This window comes from Novosphingobium fuchskuhlense (genome assembly GCF_001519075.1).
In the GTDB taxonomy this organism is placed as follows: Bacteria; Pseudomonadota; Alphaproteobacteria; order Sphingomonadales; family Sphingomonadaceae; genus Novosphingobium; species Novosphingobium fuchskuhlense.
This window is the reverse complement of sequence record NZ_KQ954247.1, coordinates 13,265-32,491: the sequence shown is the minus strand read 5'-3', so window position 1 is coordinate 32,491 and position 19,227 is coordinate 13,265. Positions and strand designations below refer to the sequence as shown.

Sequence of the window (19,227 nt, the reverse complement as noted above, 5' to 3'; positions counted from 1 at the left end):
GTTTGTTTGATTTGGTCTCTGAGCGGGAAAAATGGGCAATTTGCCTGTTCCTTCCGTGTTCAGGAGGCTGACGATGGTTGCGATTTTCACTGGCGGTAGTGTTGGGCTTGAGCGCTCATCGGTCACGAAGCTGGGATCGCAGGGGATCATGGGCGATGCCGTCCAGGGCCGGTCGGGCGACAGTGTTTTCGTCAATGCGGCAACGGGCAATCTGGTTATCGAGAAGCAGGACGAGTTTCTCGTTGGCGTGGGGCCTGATGTAAACATTGCACGGACCTACAACAGCCTTGGTGATGCGAGCGACGAGAACGGGGACAACTGGCGCCAGAGCACGGACCGGCGAGTGACGCTGACAGCTGGAACGGCGGGCGCGGTTGGCAGCAAGGTTGTGCGTGTATCGGGGGATGGCTCGCGGATCGAGTATACCTGGGATGCCACGCGCCTTGCCTACATGTCGAAGGAGGGTGCAGGAGCCCAGCGTGCGATCGACAGGTTTGGCGTCCCGGGCAGCAGCGATGTCGGCCTGCAGGTCAACGATGCTGGCGCGCTCACCGTGCAGCAGTTCCAGTCAAGCACAGCGACAATCAATCCGGCCCAAAAATTGTGGGATGCCGAGATATCGCCTGCGCTCGACAAGATCGTGCAAAGCGGGAGCAACTGGCTTTGGACAGATGGGAACACTCTGACGGTCGAACAGTACGATGCCTCGGGCCGACTGACCAAGGTCACGGACCGGAATGGTCAGTACCAGATCAATACCTATGACACGGTCGCTACCAGTCACCTCACCCAGGTGACGGACGACAACGGCGACTGGGTCAAGTACACTTGGAGCGGTAACAACATCGCCAGCGTGCAGACGGGTTATACCGATCCGGCCACGACGGCGCTGGTGACACTGACGCGGATCCGATACGGCTATGATGCTTCAAATCGGCTGAGCACTGTCACCACCGACCTGACGCCGGGCGATGAGAGTGTCACTGACAACATCAAGTATGTCGTCACCTACACGTACGACAGCACGAGCCGGGTCAAGACGATAAGCCAGAGCGATGGTTCGCTGATCACTGTCAACTACGAGTCGGCGCAGGCAACTGCGCGGGTAAATTCGCTCGTCCAGCTTGTTGGCCCGGGCGATACGCGCACGACGAGCTTTGCCTATAACGCGGGTTCGACCGCTGTGACCGACAGCGCGGGCCAGGTCACGACCCTTACGTACGATGCCAACCAAAGTCTCACCGGGGTGTCGATGCCACCGGCAGCGGCAGGAGATGCATCCCAGACCATCAGCTTTATCTACAATGCTGACGGCACTTTGTGGAAAATCATCGATCCCTTGAACAAGGTGCTGACTTTCAACAACTACACCGCCGATGGTCAGCCGCAGTCGATCACCGACAAACTCGGCAATGTCACGACGCGGACCTACGGCAGCAAACACGAGCTGTTGAGCGAGACAGCGACTGCATCGGACAACGCGACACTTTTTGGTGTCTCGGCATCGCATACCACTCGCTATGTCTATGATACGCTTGGCAACCTGCGCTTTGAGATCGGCGCTCTGGGGGATGTTCGCGAGTACCGGTATAGCACGATTGGCGCGCTGACGACGGTGGTCGGTTATCCCGAGAAGCGCTTCACGCTGGCGCTCGATGGCGGTGGGAATCCGATCCAGCCAAGCGAGGCCGATATCATCGCCTGGATCTCGTCGATCAAGAAGCCCGATGGTATCACCAGCGATCTGTCGTGGACTGAGATCGCAAAGTACACTTACGATGTCCGCGGTGAAATTACCACGGTCACCGACTATGGCATAGCGACCGATGCAGGCGTGGCATCGAGTGCTCAGGGCTATACCAAGTACACGTACGCTTACGATCAGGCGGGTCGACTGGTCTCGAAACAGATGGGTGTCCAGTCTCCAACGAACTATGTCTACGACGGCATGGGCCGGATGACGGCTTCGATTGGCGCGGACGGCACAACGAATGTCGTGTTCAACGATGCCGCCACGACGACCGTCATAACCATGCAGAGCAGTGGGCTGACGAAGACTTCGGTTTACAACCTTGCTGGTGATCTGGTGGCGCAGGCCGACAACCAAGCGCCGACTGTGAACAACGCGGCGGGGGCGTTGACCAGTTGGACCTCCGGCAATCTTACAAGTGCCGCTACGACAGCAATCAACAGTCAAGCGGCATATATCTACACAGTCGGGCTGGGGGCCGTTGTAGCCTATACGCGTTCCGGGCTGCAGACGGTCAAGGCCGGGCAGACGGTCACGTTCGAAATAACGGTCATGGAGACGTCCGGGAACACTGGAATAGACAAGCTTGGCATCAACGGTTCGATGTCCGGGTGGGGCGCCGATGACCTGTCGAGGGCAGTCATTGTTTCTGGTCAGGGCGTGCTGTCTCAATCATCTGGCAGCATCTTCACGGTTCAGGGGCTCTCGGCGACAACGCCAACCGTGATCCGGATAACCAGGGTCTTCACGGTAGATGAGAGTGTGCGGGTCTATGCCTATGTGGGGGCAAGCACGGCTGCCACTACAGCTGGCGATCAGATCATCCTGTCAGCCCCCAAGATGACGATCGAATACAAGCCGGCGTTTCTTTACGACAAGCTGGGCCGCATGCGCGTCGCCTACGACGCATTGGGGAACGCAAGCTACGCTATATATGACAAGGCGGGCCGCAAGACCGCGGATGTCGCGGCAGACGGTTCGCTGATCGAATACCGCTATGATGCCGATAACCGACTGATCGCGCAGGTACGATATTCGGGCAAAGTTGCAGCGGCAAAGCTGGCCTCTGCCACCGATACCAACACACTGTCCGATCCAACGAACACACTCACCATTGCCGACCTACGGCCGGCAGGGACGGCGGATGATGAATGGACCTGGCATATCTACGATGCCATGGACAACCGACTCGAGACGATCGCCAGCGATGGTTCGGTCGCGCGCTTCGATTATGACGACGGCGGCAATCTGGTCCGTACGATTCAGTATTTTACGCAGCTGACCCAACTCCAGCTCGGCTCGCTGAAATCAACCTTGCCGACAGCGGTAATCTGGCCGACCGGATCCTACTCTAAAGCCCGCAACTTCTATGACAAGCAGGGCCGCTTGCTGGCGAGCACCAACCACTACGGTGCGCTCACCGAGTATGTTTATGACTACTCGGGCCGCCTGATCGACAAGGTTGTCTACGACAAGCTAGCATCGATCGATTATTCCACGGCCACATTCGACCAAGTCAAGACCGACATCGTCGGCCAAGCCGGTATCGAGCGGCACTCGCGCTATATCTACGACGGACAGATTCTGCGTTTTGTGATCGATCCGCTGCTTTATGTAACGCAGTATAATTACGACTTTGCCAGCCTAACGAAGAACACGGTCCAATACGCCACTCCGCTTGCAGGCACCACCACCGACTTCACCTTCGATGCGGTGATTGCAGCTGTGACCGCAAGCGCCAGTGCCAGCGACCGCAACACTTGGACGGTTGTTGACAACTTCGGTCACACACTCTGGAGTATCGACGCCGAGAACGCGGTGGTGGGCTACGCCTACGATGCATCCGGCAACATGGTTCGCGAGACGCGCTATGCCGCGACCAGGACGACCACGGCGCTGCCCAGCGCAGCGACGATGACCACTTGGGCGGGGACATCTTCTAATGCGGCCAACGATCGTGTCACGCGGATGGTTTACGACGCACGCGGACAGTTGGTCTACACTATTGATGCGGAAGGCTATGCCACAAAGACCACTTACGACGAGAATGGCCGGGTCAGTTCCGTCTACACTTATGATGTCGCTGTCGCGAACTTTACGACGCTGGCAGACACCGTTACTGTGGCGACACTCGATGGTCTGCTGGCGAGTACGACCTATGCACAGACCCGAACCGAGTACGACGGCCTTGGACGGGTTTCAAATGTCTATGATGCGCTCGGTTTCATCACTCACTACGAGTATTATGCAACCGGAGAGGTACTGAGCAAGACGGAAGCCTATGGCGTCCTGGAATCGACGACCACCTACACTTACGATGCGGCGGGTCGGCTGGAGACCGCCACGGATCCCGAGCTCGTGGTCACCCAGTATGCTTATGATGGCCTTGGGAACATCAAGAGCCGGACTGACGCGGCGGGCACTGTCGACGCCTCGATCACTTCGTACACCTACGATGCTGCTGGCCGGGTTCTGACCCGCATCGATGGTGACACTTCAGCGGCGGCGACCACGACTCGCTTTACCTATGATGCCTTTGGCGCGGTTGTGACAGAGACGGCCGCCTATGGAACCACCGATGCGGCGGTCACGCGCTACGCCTACGACAAGGTCGGGCGATTGGACACGCGGACCGAGGGCGATGGTTCGGCCACGCCCAGCACCACCAAGTACACATACACATCCTTCGGGCAGGTCGAGACCGAAACGGCGGCCTACAATGTCGCGACGGATGCATCGACAACACGCTATACTTACGATCGCACCGGCCGCGTCCTGACCCGCAGCGACGGCGACAACGATGCCGCAGTCAAGACTGTCACGCGCTTCACCTACGATGCCTTCGGCAACATCAAGACCAGGACTCTCGCTGACAACGTCGCCTCAGATGCCGCGACCACCACATACACCTACTACCGAAATGGCTGGCTGAAGGATCAGTCGCAGAGCTACATCGACGTCGCGGGCGCTACGGTGACAGTGACGACGTCATACGAGTACACGGCGCGCGGCGAAGTGTGGAAGGTGAGCGAACCCGATGGGAAGGTGACGTATACCTGGTACGACAAGCTTGGCCGCGTGACCGATGTTCGCGACGCGCTCGGATACCTCACCGAAACCAGCTACAATGCGCTCGGCCAGGCAACCAGCGTCAAGCGGTACGACACCGCGCTGACCACGACCCCCGCCATCGGCACGCCGCCGACCGGCAGCGGAACCACCTTCGTCGAGACCCAATACGGCTACGACAAGCTCGGACGAGTTCTTAGCCAGATCGAAGACGCGGGCGGTCTCGCGATCACGACGTCGTACGCCTACACGGCGCGCGGCCAGGTGTGGATGGTAAGCGAGCCGGACGGCAAGGTCACCTATACCTGGTACGACAAACTTGGCCGTGTGACCGATGTGCGCGACGCGCTCGGGTATCTAACCGAGACCTCGTACAACGCGCTCGGCCTTGCAACCAACGTCAAGCTGTACTTTACCCCGCTCCCGGCGAGCCCCGCGCCTGCTATTGGCTCCCCGCCATCGGGCAGCGGCACCTACGCCGAGACTCAATACGCCTATGACAAACTCGGGCGCCTCGTCAGCCAGATCGAGGATGCGGGCGGGCTCGCGATCACGACATCTTACGACTACACGGCGCGGGGCCAAGTGTGGAAGCTGAGCGAACCCGACGGCAAGGTGACCTACACCTGGTACGACAAGCTTGGCCGCGTGACCGATGTTCGCGACGCGCTCGGGTATCTAACCGAGACCTCGTACAACGCGCTCGGCCTCGCAATCAGCGTCAAGCGATACGACACCGCGCTGACCACAACCCCTGCTATCGGCACGCCCCCTACCGGCAGTGGAACCTACGCCGAGACCCAATACACCTATGACAAACTCGGACGGGTTCTCAGCCAGATCGAGGACGCGGGTGGGCTTGCGGTCCTGACCTCGTATGCATACACGGCGCGCGGTCAGGTGTGGATGGTGAGCGAGCCGGACGGTAAGGTCACCTATACCTGGTACGACAAGCTCGGCCGTGTGACCGATGTGCGCGACGCGCTCGGATACCTCTCCGAAACCAGCTACACCTACACCGCGCAGGGCCTGCAGACGAGCATCAAGCGGTACGACACCCCACTCCCGGCCACCCCGGCACCCGCGATCGGTTCGCCGCCTACCGGCAGCGGAACCAACGTCGAGAGCAGGTCCCAGTACGACAAACTCGGGCGCCTCGTCAGCCAAATCGAAGATGCGGGCGGGCTCGCAATCACGACTTCGTACGCATACACAGCGCGTGGCCAAGTGTGGATGGTGAGCGAGCCGGATGGCAAGGTGACCTACACCTGGTACGACAAGCTTGGCCGCGTGAGCGATGTGCGCGACGCGCTCGGGTACCTCAGCGAGACCAGCTACACTTACAGTGCGCTCGGCCTGCAGACGAGCATTAAACGGTACGACACCGCACTCCCGGCTACCCCGGCACCTGCGATCGGTTCCCCGCCCTCCGGCAGCGGAACAAGCGTTGAGAGCAGGTCCCAGTACGACAAGCTCGGGCGCCTCGTCAGCCAGATCGAGGACGCGGGCGGGCTCGCGACTACGACGTCGTATGAGTACACGGCGCGCGGCCAAGTGTGGAAAATGAGTGAGCCAGACGGCAAAGTCACCTACACTTGGTACGACAAGCTCGGCCGCGTGACAGATGTGCGCGACGCGCTCGGATACCTCACCGAGACCAGCTACACCTATGCCGCGCTTGGTCTTCAGACGAGTGTTAAGCAGTATGACACTGCGCTGACCACAACTGCCGCTATTGGCTCCCCGCCCACCGGCAGCGGACCCTACGCCGAAACCAAGTATCAGTACGACAAGCTCGGGCGGGTCACATTGCAGACCGACGCCAGATCCAATACCGAGTATTATCTGTACGACGGACGGGGTAACCGCACTCAGGTGACCAACCGCTTGCTTGGAGTCACCACGTACATCTACGATGCCCTCGACAGGCTCACGCGTGAATACACGCGGGATCCTGATGCTTCGAGCAACATCTCGGGCACCTATGCGGCCAAGGCCTACGGCTATGATGGTCGGGGCAATCGGACAAGCCTTGTTGAAGGCACGTCCACCGCCATCACTGCCAGCGCGGCGGTGACGGCGCTGCGTACGACGAACTATTCGTTCGACAAGCTCGACCGCGTTATCAAGGTGACCCACGATCAGGTCTCGGCACTCGCGGATGACATGATCACCGCGGCGACCGTGACGCCCACCGAAGACTACAGCTATGATGCGCGCGGCAACGTCATCAAGGAAGAACGTTACGGCCTTGCCGCCGGCAGCGTCCACCGCGATGCTGCGGTTACCTTCACCTACTTCGACAAGCTCAACCGGAAGATCACCGAAATCAGAGCCACGACCGCGACCACTGGCATCCGCTCTGATTATGGCTACGACCAGCGCAGCAATCTCAACAGCACGAAGGTCTACTCAGCGCTGGTGAACCTGCCGACAACAGCGGGCGGGGCGCCGGCCCAGGGCACAGGCAATTTCCGCCAGACAACCTTTGCATATGACAACCTGGACCGTCTGACCGACAGCGCGGTCGTCAGCACGACGGACGGAGCGCTGGTCACAGGCAGCTGGAACGGCACGACCTATGCGACCACCACCGGCGCATCGCTGCTGACCCACTACGACTATGACGCGCGCGGCAATGTCTTGAAATCGACCGACCCCAACGGCAACATCACATGGATCTGGTACGACAAGCTCGATCAGAAGACTGCGCAGCTCGATGCCGAGGGCTACCTGACGAAGTGGGACTATGACGACAACGGCAATGTTGTCACCGAAACCCGTTATGCGACCCAATGGACTGGCGCTGTAACGCCAGCCTCCCCGCCTTCTGTTGCAGTGAATGCGGCGAACGACCGGATCACGGGCTTCACCTACGACCAGACCGGTAATAAGCTTACTGAAATGCGTACTGGAGTTGCCTCCTGGCTGGTCAATCCCGCCAACGGGCAGTTGACGCAGGACACTCTCAGCTATTCCTTTACCCAGTACACCTATAACGCGCTGGGGCAGGTGCTGACCAAGGAATATGGCGCTACTGTAGGAACCGCGACAACCCCTGCGACAGCGACAACCAGCTATACCTACGACAATATCGGTCGCCTCCAGACCGAGGCACGTGCCCAGTACGTGGATGTGAACGGCAGCACGGTCACGCCGACCACGGCCTACAAGTACGATGCAATCGGCAACCTGATATCCACTGTCCAAGCGGGAACGTCGACAGGAACCTACCAGGCATCAACACGCACCACGAGCTACACATACGGTGAAGGCGGCCGGCTTCAGTCAATGACCGATGCTGAACTGAACGTGCATTCCTACAGCTACGACTCGCTTGGGCGTCAGAAGAAAGATGCTTACGCCCGGATCATCAACACCGATGCGACGTCCACGTCCTCCACAACCACGACAGTGGCGGAAGCAACCGGCACGACCTACGATGCTGCGGGGCGGACGCTCAGCCAGTCGATCTGGTCGACGGTCGGCGGAACGCTGACCCGAATTGCGCTGACCAGCAATCAGTACAACAGCTTCGATCAGGTCACGTCACAAGGACAGGGCGCCAACACCACCACCGGGGCAGCGCTGTACCAGGCCACCAACACGTTCGACAGCGCGGGGAGACTGATCGCAACCAACGCCGGCGACGGCGTCTGGAAGTTCTTCGGCTACGACGAGAATGGCAACCAGACCGTCGCCGTTACTTCCGCCGGCTATGAGCTGACCGCTACAACTGGCTTTGCGGCGGCCCTGGCCCTCGCGACAGACGTGACCAATGGCTCAAAAGTCAACGCCACATACACGGTTTACGACAAACGCAACCAGGCAACGAAGGCCGTCGAGGAAGGCCGCGATCTCTCGGCGACGGTGACAAACCAGACCTTGACGACCTTGCGGACCTACAATGCCTTTGGCGAAACCGCGACCGAGACAAACGCCCTGAACGCCAAAGTGGCCTACACCTACAATTCTCTGGGCAAGCTCATCCGCTCGGAAAGCCCCGCAGTCCAGATCACCAACGAAAACGGCAGCACCAACTGGGTCAAACCCTCAGAGGACTATTACTACGACCGCGCTGGCCGCCGCATCGCCGTCCGTGATGCCAACGGTACTTATGCCGGAACCGGTACAAACGCCGCAACGGCCGTGTCTAAGACTGCCAACACCGGGAACTTGACATCATATGTCTACCTAGCGGGTACCGGCTACTCTGGCGGCCAGGGCCTTGTCACAGACGAGTTCCATGCCGACGGTGGACACAAGCAAACGTTTTATGACCGCATGGGCGATGCCCGAGTGCTGCGCGATGAACTTTATGCCTACACCGGACTGACAGCGGCCAACGACACGCTTCACTTCGCAGAACAGCGGTTCAATCGACTTGGTCAGATGATCGAGGTCAAGCACAACCGGGCGACCGATGTCGATATCGCGGCGCCAAATGACAACACTCGCCTCATTGACAGCTACGCCTATGATCAGTTTGGTCAGCGCATCCAGCACTCGAACAGCCAGCTGACTTCTTCAGTTTCTGAAAAAGCAAGCTACGATGCGCTTAGCCGTACAGTCTCCAAAACCGACCTTAGCGGCAATCAAATCACGACAGGTTATTCTTGGGACAGCGCACTTGCGGTGACCGGCGTACAGGGTAGCTGGACTGAGACTACAACCTATTGGCAAAATGCTACAAAAACGACCTCAAAGCAGGCGATCAGCCAAAGCGATATCTACGACCGCGAGTACTACAAGGTCGACCTCGGGGGGCACACCTTCAGTAGCACATATGACAAGGCAGCACGCCTGATAACCAAAGGCTCAGTCTCATATACATGGTACAACACTGGGCATCTGGCAAGTTCTGCCCAAAATTCAGACTATGGGACCTTCGGTTACTATTACAATTTTGTCTATTACAAGGATAGAGACACTTCGAGCTATTCCTACGATGCGCTTGGCCGCCGCCTGACCGAGCAGTTCAAGAACGAGCTTCTCGATCCGACCACCGGGGCGGTCTATCAGACCAGCCAATACGTCAATGAAACTGCAACCTATGATGCGCTCGGGCGTCTCACGACCGTTACCGAGAGCGGCTCGACCTATGCCCCCGCTGCGACCATCACCAACAGCTATGATGCGACCGGCAACATCAGGCGGACGGTTAGCAACCACGCCGTGCTCGACAAGGACGGCGCTGTGGCCTCCACGACCACCGATGATTTATGGTTCCGCTACGACAGCATGAACCGCGTGGTCGTTAATCGCGGTGTTTTGAACGGTACGGCAGGTGCGGTGGGAACCACCATCGTGCGGGGTTGGGGCTCCTCATTCCGTACTGAGTTGTCTGGACAGGACATCGGCTATGATGCGGCAGGCCAGCGCAGCTACATGCTTCGTACGAACCAGAGCATGGCTCTTTACGTTCCGCAATATAACGAAGAGCGTGAGAACTACAGCTACGATGGTGCCGGGCATCTCACAAGCGTATATGTGACGTCTGGCCCAGGTGACATTGCAGTCTGGAACGCCGACTATACACTCACGATGCCCACGCTTATCGCTGCGCCTTCGACAGGTGGCCAGAAGACCTCGACGTTCGGGTACGACCTCATGGGCCGCCAGACGACCCAGTCAGATTTTGACAGCACCGGCACCAATGCGGTCTACAGCCGAACGGCGATTTACGATCTGAATGGGCAGTTGAGCTCGGATTCAGTCTCGACCACCAAGAACGACGGGAACATCTACAAGACCGACACGACGTACAGCTATGCAGACGTAGCAGGCCTCTACCAGCTCGGTTCGGTCTACAGCGTGAGTGCAAGCAACTACAAAAACGCGACCTATCAAAACGCCAGCTCGACGGTGAACGCCTACCAGTGGTGGGACGGAGCGGTCCAGGGGACGATCACCAACAAGCCCGACACCGGCAGCAGCACGGCGTTCACGACGAGCTTCATCTATGACAGCTTCGGCCAGCTCTACCGCGTGAGCATCAACGATGGCCGCCCCCGTACGGTGAACTACCGCACGAATGGCGACGGGCAGATCATCCGGCGCGATGAGTCGGACAACAACTCTGCCAATGGCGATCCGCACGAGGTCTGGTATCGCTTCAACGGGATGGAAGTGGGCTATATCGGCAACAACGGTACCAGCCAGCTCACCGCCACCGGCGCAGTGGCCGATCGGCGCGTGGTTGCCGGCGACGGCGCTTACCGCAATGGCAGCACCTCTCAGACCACGTTCAACGATTTCGCGCAGAGCGTGGCGCCGCTGAATTCGTTCTCGCAAGGAACCGCGAGCGGATCCTACGTGGTTCAGCGCGACGGCGAGACGCTCAGTTCGATCGCGCGCAACACCTGGGGCGATGCCTCGCTGTGGTACGAGATCGCAGAAGCCAACGGACTCACCGGCAATGTCTCCCTCAACGAAGGCCAGCGCCTTACGTTGCCCTCCGGCGTCGTCGCCAACAAGCACAACGCCGGTACCTTCCAGCCATACGATCCGAATGAAGCCATCGGCAACGTATCGCCAACCACCCCCAAGCCTCCCAAAAAGAACAATTGCGGAGTTTTCGGGCAGATCCTCCTTGCGGTGATCGCTATTGCCATCACGGTGATTGCGCCTTTTGGAGGTGGCTTCGTTGCTCAGATTGGCAACGCGATGCTGGGAAGCGTTGTTTCACAAGGCGTCGGCGTTGCGACGGGCATTCAGGAAAAGTTCTCATTCGGCGCCGTCGCGCTCGCTGGCATCGCCGCAGTTGTCGGCGGTGGGATTGGAAAGATTTTTGGTAACGGAGCAGTTGCGGGCAGCCAATTTGTAGGTGATGTCGTTCGGGGCGTTGCAGGGAGCGCGGTAACTCAGGGAATTGGTGTTGCGACTGGCCTGCAAGACAAATTCAGCTGGGCTGGGGTCGCGGCCGCCGGGATCGGCGCGGGTATCGGCGGTGCCGTGATGCGAGGGCTGACCAAGGATAACGGGCATTTTGCAAAGAATGGTCCGGAAAGTCAGACCGTTGATGGTAAAACAATCACATATGGGAAGAACGCTTGGGTGCCCGACGTTGGCATTAGCCCATCCTTTGGCGTGCAGGCCTTGGCAGGAACTGCCCAGCTCTTCGCTGGCGCCGCTACACGAAGCGCCCTTGAAGGGACAAGCTTTGGCGATGCAATCGTCCAAGGCTTGCCAGACGCAATCGGCGGTGTTGTCGGGCGCGCGCTGGGAGGCGAGGCCAAGTCTGCAATAGCGAAGGCAGAGGCAAAAAATAGGCAAATCGCCAATACCATCGGGAATCTCGTGGCCGATCAGGTCGCGAGTGGCGACCGAAAATCGGTTTCTGGCGCAACGACCACGGTGATTGATCCGCAAAGTGGACAGAAGATCGTAGTCGATGCTGCGCTTGCCGACCAGATCAGACTGCGGCACGACGGGCAGCAGATCGATAGAGAGATTGCAGCAGGCATCCGCAACCCTGATGGATCGCTGCGTGATAGCGGGTCGGGAGGAAGCCGCACAGCTGATAGCACCTCGGGCCGTACGAATGGTGATTATCTCAATCCTGACCGTATGGAGACTTTCTCGCGTTCCATCAATGAGTATTGGCGTCAAGGTTTTGAGGCAATTGACGCAGCTCATCTGGTCAGTGTGGGACATGAGTACACCGATGCCCCCGGATTACGGCAAGCCTACGCCGATCGTGATACCTACCTTGCGAAGCTTGATGCCTATTCGGAACAAATGGTCGTGGAGAACATACTCAAGCCAGCGGCTGTGCCTGCCGCGGCTGGGTTAGCGCTTGGTGTCGGTGTATTGTTAGCTCCGGCCGCCTTCTCGGTCGGGCAAAGCTTTGTTTATGCAAATGCCTTCCGGCTCGGCACTGCAAGCATGTTTACTGCCGAAGTGACGACCGGGGTGCAGGTGGGTACTCCGTTAGTCGCAGTTGGAGGCCTGCTGGCAAAAGGTTTGGCCGCAAAGGGCGCATCGGCGCTTGACGAGATGGGTTCTTTCACTGCGAATGGAAGCGAAGTGTTCCATAGCCCCGGGCTTACGCGCGTGGGTGGCGATGAATTTTCTGTGCGTGTAGGCCAAAACGTGGATCAGATTGATGGTATGCACAACGTCGTTGTCCATGGCACACCCTACGACGAGGCTGGAGCGGTTTTCAACGTGGATGGTCAAGCGACCCATGCCAATCAAATTGCCGACGCGATCCTGGCGAATCCCAGCTATAACGGAGAGCCGATCCGGTTGCTTACATGTTATGGAGGATGCGGTCCTGCCCAAGAGCTGAGTGATATATTGCAGGTGCCGGTGCGAGGAGCAACAGGACCGGTTGGCGTGCCTAGAGTGCCAAACTCTGCTCCTGTAGTTAGAGGCGGTTCATTTCTCGACTTTTTCCCTAGGGGAGGCAATTGATGAAGGTGGTAGGCGTGTTCCGTGAGCTTGAGCCAAAATCCAATTCTGGGTTGACTTCAATTTATGATGTTCGTGATGCGCTGCCTGCGGGACTGGCGAACGCTGTTGCTGCCTACTTGAAGAATGGTGAGCCTGTTTTTGATATTATGGAGTTCACAGTTGACCCCTTCAATCCCGAAAAGGGCGTTCCGGGAGGAGCTAGCCTAGTTACAGACGGACAATGGACTTGGCGAAATGATCTGGCATATTATGTCCAAAATTATCGCGTCGCGCTTCCTAGTGAATTTATTCAATTTACAATGAACAATGATATTTCTGATATGGATCGCTCCGCCGCAATTGCAGATTGGAAGTCATCAGTCGATGCATATGACTTGGCGATAGCTTAGCGTTCGCGCTCAGCTCTTTTTGCCGCAGAGAGTGAAGGCGGTTCCCGCCTCGCGCAGGCCGAAGCCAAAAACGGCCTGGCAACTATTTTACCTCCATTTCCGCTGCCCCTCCTCCCACAGGCGCAAACTCCGTGATACGTGATTGCGCGAAATGGGCGCAGCACTTTGCCTACGGCGGAAAAAAGAAGGGACGGCATCAGCTTCATGGGGGGGGATCGGGCGCTCGGCCTGCTGAATGATATGCTGTGGACCTGTATCTATGTCGCGGGGCCGGTGCTGGCAGCAACCTTGCTGGTCGGGCTGCTGATCAGTGTATTCCAGGTGACCACACAGCTGCAGGAAATGACCCTGAGCTATGTACCCAAGATCCTCGCAGCCACGTTTATGCTCATTGCAATCGGTCCGTGGATGATGGGCCGGGTCACCGAGTTTGCGCGGACGCTTTATCTCACGATCCCGACTATCGTGAATTGACCATGGGCCTCGAAGAGCAGGCGCTCGCAAGCATTCTGGCAAGCCTCAGGGTTGTACCCGCTATCGGCTTTGCGCAACCCTTCACATCGGTTCGCACGCCGGGGATCGTGCGGGCGCTGCTGGCGCTTTCTATCGGGGCGTGGCTTTCAGTCGGCAGTCCGCCGCAAGTGCGCTTGACAGCCAGCCCAGGGCTGCTCGCCTCGGTGGCGGCCATTGAACTCATCATCGGGATCGCGCTCGCATTGTGCTTGCACGCCGCCTTTGCCGCGCTGCTGACTATCGGGCGGCTCATGGATATCCAGGCTGGGTTCGGTCTTGCTGCACTGGTCGATCCCACAACACGTGCGCAGCTACCGCTCGCAGGCACTGTGTTCCTTTACGCCGCTGGCGCACTGTTCTTTTCCGGTGACGGACCGGCGAATCTGCTCGCGCTGCTCTCAACCTCGATGACAGCGATGCCTATCGGCAGCCCGGTGTCGCTGAGCCCGGCTGCGCTGGCCGCGCTCCTTTCCACGTGCTTCACGATCGCCTGCGGAATTGGCGGCGCGATTATTCTTGCCTTGTTCCTCACGGATCTTGCGATCGCTTTCATGTCGCGCACTTTGCCGCAGATGAATGTCATGCTGCTGGGCTTTCAGGTGAAAGCCATCGTGATGCTGTTGCTGCTGCCAGTGAGCCTGAGCCTCTCGGCCAGCGTGATCGTGCGATTGCTCAGGACCGCGTTCGAGATGGCGCCAGATCTGATAGGGCGTGCCTGATGGCTCAGGAAGGGCAGGAGCAGAACCGGACCGAGGAGGCGACCCCGTTCAAGCTGCGCAAGGCGCGGGAAAAGGGGCAGGTCGCCAAGGGTATGGATCTGGGGTTCGTGGCCTCATTGGCGGGGATCGCGATTTTCGCGGCGGTAGCGGGTGAGCGTATGTTCGCCAATCTGGCGACTATCGCGCGCACAACCATGATCGATGGTATGCGGGCTGTCGGCAATCCCCGATCGGTCGAGGTTCTGGCAGCAGGCGCAATCTGGCCCTCGGTGCGACCGGTGGTGCTGTTTGGGGGAACCTTGATGGCGCTGGTGCTCTTCGTCGAGATCGTCCAACTTCGCGGCTTAATGTTCAGCACCACGCCGCTCAAGCCCGATTTCAGTCGGCTGAATCCCGCGCAGGGGCTCAAGCGAATCTTCTCGATGAAGATGCTGAAAGAGGCAGGCAAGAGCATCGCGAAGATGGTCGTCTATTCAGTGGCAGCCATCCTCGCCATCCGGCAGGCCGTCAGCACCAATGAGCTGACCATGACCGATGCTGCGCACGTCGTCGCCGCACTGCAGCACGCAGGTACCAAGCTCGTCTATATCTTCCTGCTCATCGCGATCCCGTTCGCGGCGCTGGACCAAGTACTTGCGCGCGGTTCCTTTGCCACGCAAATGAGGATGAGCCGCCGCGAAGTGACTCGTGAAGTGCGCGAGCGCGAAGGTGATCCCCGCATCAAATCAAAGCGCAAGCAGCTGCATGCAAGCTTTGTGAAGCAGTCGAAAGGTCTTGCAAACCTTTCGGGCTCGGACATGTTGATCGTCAACCCCGTGCACTTTGCTGTCGCCCTCAAATATCGACCTGCCGAGATGGATGCGCCTGTTGTGACCGCCAAAGGGGCGGACAGGCATGCCGCGCAGCTGAAGGCCCGTGCGATCCAGCTCGGCATTCCAGTCTTCGAAGTACCGGAGCTGGCCCGCACGCTCTTTGCCAGCACAGCGATGGACCAGGCCGTGCCCAGTGATACCTTTCACGCCATTGCCGACCTCTATTTCAAGCTTCAGCCGGGCCGGACCGCGAAGACATGATCGCAAGATTTCTCAAGAACAACCAGGACCTGGCGCTCGTTGGCGCGGTGTTCGGCATTCTCATCATTCTGTTCGCACCGGTCCCTGCTGCCATTCTCGACATTTCGATTATCGCGAACTTCGGCTTGGCCCTGACAATTCTCCTGCTGACCTTCTACGTCAGCAAGCCTGTTGAATTTTCTACGTTTCCCTCCCTTCTGCTGGTGGCGACGCTTTTTCGCCTGGCTCTCAACGTCGCCGCCACACGGTTGATCTTGACCGGGGCCAATGCCGGTCAGGTGATCGGCTCGATCGGAACCTTCGCGGTGCAGGGCAACTTTGTTGTCGGCCTCGTCGTCTTTTCGATCCTCGTGGTCGTCCAGTACATCGTTGTCACGTCGGGCGCGCAGCGGGTATCGGAAGTCGCTGCGCGCTTCACGCTCGATTCCATGCCTGGCCAGCAAATGAGCATCGACGCAGATCTCAACATGGGACTGATCGATCAGACAGAGGCCGTGCGCCGCCGTACCGGGCTTGAGCGGGAAGCCAGCTTCTATGGCGCGATGGACGGCGCTTCCAAGTTTGTGAAAGGCGATGCGATCGCCGGGATCATCATCTTGCTCATCGATATCATAGCAGGGTGGATCGTAGGTATCGCACAGCTCGATATGGAATGGGGCGAGGCTCTGCAGCATTTCACGCTTCTGACCATAGGAGACGGAATCGCTGCGCAGTTGCCCGCGTTGATCATCTCGGTAGCGACTGGCATCATCGTGACGCGTTCGTCCTCGGACGCTGACCTATCTACCGAAATATTCCGCCAACTTGCGTCAATTCCCCGGATTCCCTTTATTGTCACTGGCGTACTTGCCGCATTGCTCTTGCTTCCCGGGATGCCCAAGTGGCCAATCATATTCATGCTGGGGCTCGGATATCTCGCCTGGCGCCGCATGCGCCGCGAGACTGGGGTGGAACAGAAGCTTGAGGCCGCAGAGCACCAAGCCAAGCGCACGGCGGTCCCGTCGGTCGCACCTATCGAGGTACGGTTTGGACCTGAACTCGCCGACGCGTGGAAAAACCTGGAGGCTGTGCTGCTCGACCGCATCGAAGGCATGCGCAAAGCACAGGAAACCGGCTTCGGGATCGATTTCCCGCAGGTTCGGTTTATCGACGGAGCAGCACTCGGCGCTTTTGAATACGAAATTCGGCTTTTTGGTGCGAGATTTGGACATGGCGAGGCCAGACCGGATAAAGTCCTTGCGATTGCGCGGGACCAGGTGCCGCTCGACATAGAAGGCACCCGCACAACAGATCCCACTTTCGGCCTGCCCGCGATTTGGGTGGACGAAGCTGATGCGGAATTGCTGCGCAGCAAAGGCCTTCAGGTGGTCGATCCAGTGACTGTCCTGATGACGCACTTCTCCGAGATCATCAGTTCAGAGATGTCGACGCTCGTGACACGCCCAGTCATCATGCGGTTGCTGGAAGGCGTGCGCCAGCGGCAACCGGGCTTGCTTGAGGAGATTATTCCAGGTCAGCTGTCGATCTCGGACATCCAGAGGGTTCTCCAGAACATGCTTGGTGAGGGCGTCTCGATCGCAAACATCGACTTGATCATGGAGAACCTTGCGGACCTTGCGCGGACATCCCGTGATCCCGGAGACCTGACCGAGCTCGTGCGACAACGCCTCAGTTATGCGATTTGCAGTCAGTTGCGCGGCACGCACCCGGACCTCGCTGTTGTCAGCCTCGATCCGCGTATCGAAAACCAGATCACGGCCAGCCTTCAGGCGGCCGGCATTGGCAGCTTACCGATCGAACCCAGCCTGGCCGAAAAACTGATCCGCAAGTTGTCGGCAATTTCGGAAGCGATGCTGAAGGAAGGGCGCTCACCGGTATTGCTCTGTGGCCCGGACTTAAGGCGTCATCTCAGGGCCTTCACCCGGCGCACATTGCCGAAGCTTTCGATTCTCTCGGTAAACGAGATACCGATGCGGATCAGCCTTAAATCCTACGATATTGTGCGAATCGAGGCCTGACGCTCCAGCGTTCTGGCCCTTGGCAAGGAATGACGATGACCGACGGTGACAATGAAGCCCTCTTGCGGAAACTTGCGGCCAGGCTGGGTTTCCTCAAGCAGGATCCCAAGAACAGGCGACTGCTCCTGGAAACGGCGGATTTGGCTTTGGAAGCAGGCGATCCCGACCAGGCCATCGCGCTGCTGGAGCGCGCAGGACAGGTGGATTCGCTCTCATTTTCAGAACTGAATGTCCTTGGTCTTGCCGCTATCAAGGCCAAGCGCTTTGATTTGGCAGTCGAGTGCTTCGAAACAGTGGCGCGCGAGACTGGTGAAGACGAGCCGGGACCACGCTTCAATCTGGCATGGTCGCTGGCCGTTCTATCCCGGTCTGAAGAAGCTTTGCCAGTTCTGACCGATCAGACAGCTCGTATTTTGCCCCAGGCTGCGACACTAAAGGTGCAGCTCCTACACAAGCTGGGCAACCTTGACGAAGCGATGGACCAGGCCAAACAGCTGCTTGAATGTCACCCTGAACACCCGGGGCTGCTGGGGGCCGTGTCTGTGCTGGCCATCGACTGCGAGGATTTGGAGCTTGCGGCGGAAACGGCGGCGCGCGCTGGTGAGCAGTCCGACGCTTTAACGACCCTCGGGACGTTGGCCCTGGGCGAGGAAGATGCTGCGACCGCTCGGAGGGTCTTTGAACGAGCTCTGGCGATCAGGCAGGATGTACCGCGTGCATGGGTAGGGCGCGGCCTTGCCAAATTGCTGGATCAGGACCCGCTGGACGCTGCCCGCGATATCGAAAAGGGTGCCGAACTGTTTGGCGATCATCTCGGTTCGTGGATTGCTGCAGGTTGGGCCCGCTTTGTTGGTCAAGACTATGCAGAAGCACGGCGCATTTTCGAACATGCGCTCGCACTCGACCCAACATTCAGCGAGGCGCATGGCTCAATGGCCGTCATCGAAATTCAGGAAGGGTTGCTGTCGAGCGCTGCTGAACGGGTCAAAGTGGCAACCAGACTGGATCGCAATTGCTTCTCGGCAGCATTCGCTCGAACCCTATTGGCAAGCGCTGATGGAGACCAGGACAAGGCTCGTGTGATCTTCGAGAAGGCTGTCAACGTGCCAATTGGCAAGGACGGCCGGACTATTGCCCAATCGCTCGCCAAAATGGGGCTCCGCTAGCCATAGAGCGTTCTAAAACCTTCTCATCTATCTGTTTTGAAATAAAAATGTCATTTGGCGACCCGGCAAATGCCTAAATGGAAAATCTCTCCAAAATGAACGGAACGGCCCT

7 protein-coding genes are annotated in these 19,227 nt (G+C 58.6%); all 7 read left to right on the top strand.

From position 1 onward, the window contains the following. Window positions 1-73 precede the first annotated feature (73 nt). The 7 genes from AQZ52_RS17565 (at window position 74) to AQZ52_RS17540 (ending at window position 19,115) form a co-directional block, all read left to right on the top strand. Window positions 74-13,237: a DUF6531 domain-containing protein gene (locus tag AQZ52_RS17565; protein WP_067914268.1), complete on the top strand. Its 13,164-nt coding sequence runs from the start codon at window positions 74-76 to the stop codon at window positions 13,235-13,237. Beyond that, on the top strand, window positions 13,237-13,626 hold the full coding sequence (locus tag AQZ52_RS18675; protein ID WP_156425040.1) for a hypothetical protein: 390 nt from the start codon (window positions 13,237-13,239) through the stop codon (window positions 13,624-13,626). Before AQZ52_RS17565 ends, AQZ52_RS18675 begins: the two co-directional genes overlap by 1 nt. A gap of 204 nt (window positions 13,627-13,830) precedes the next feature. Continuing rightward, window positions 13,831-14,100, top strand: a complete 270-nt coding sequence (locus AQZ52_RS17560) for a flagellar biosynthetic protein FliQ (RefSeq protein WP_067914265.1) — start codon at window positions 13,831-13,833, stop codon at window positions 14,098-14,100. Window positions 14,101-14,102: 2 nt separating this feature from the next. After that, the gene (locus AQZ52_RS17555) at window positions 14,103-14,858 is read left to right on the top strand and encodes a flagellar biosynthetic protein FliR (protein ID WP_067914262.1); all 756 of its coding nucleotides are present in this window, start codon (window positions 14,103-14,105) and stop codon (window positions 14,856-14,858) included. Then, window positions 14,858-15,931, top strand: a complete 1,074-nt coding sequence (locus AQZ52_RS17550; RefSeq protein WP_067914257.1) for an EscU/YscU/HrcU family type III secretion system export apparatus switch protein — start codon at window positions 14,858-14,860, stop codon at window positions 15,929-15,931. Before AQZ52_RS17555 ends, AQZ52_RS17550 begins: the two co-directional genes overlap by 1 nt. Further along, on the top strand, window positions 15,928-17,949 hold the full coding sequence (locus AQZ52_RS17545; protein ID WP_067914255.1) for a flagellar biosynthesis protein FlhA: 2,022 nt from the start codon (window positions 15,928-15,930) through the stop codon (window positions 17,947-17,949). The genes AQZ52_RS17550 and AQZ52_RS17545 overlap by 4 nt, the downstream gene beginning before the upstream one ends. A gap of 35 nt (window positions 17,950-17,984) precedes the next feature. Further along, complete coding sequence (locus tag AQZ52_RS17540; protein ID WP_169793770.1) at window positions 17,985-19,115, top strand: tetratricopeptide repeat protein; 1,131 nt, start codon at window positions 17,985-17,987, stop codon at window positions 19,113-19,115. Window positions 19,116-19,227 lie beyond the last annotated feature (112 nt).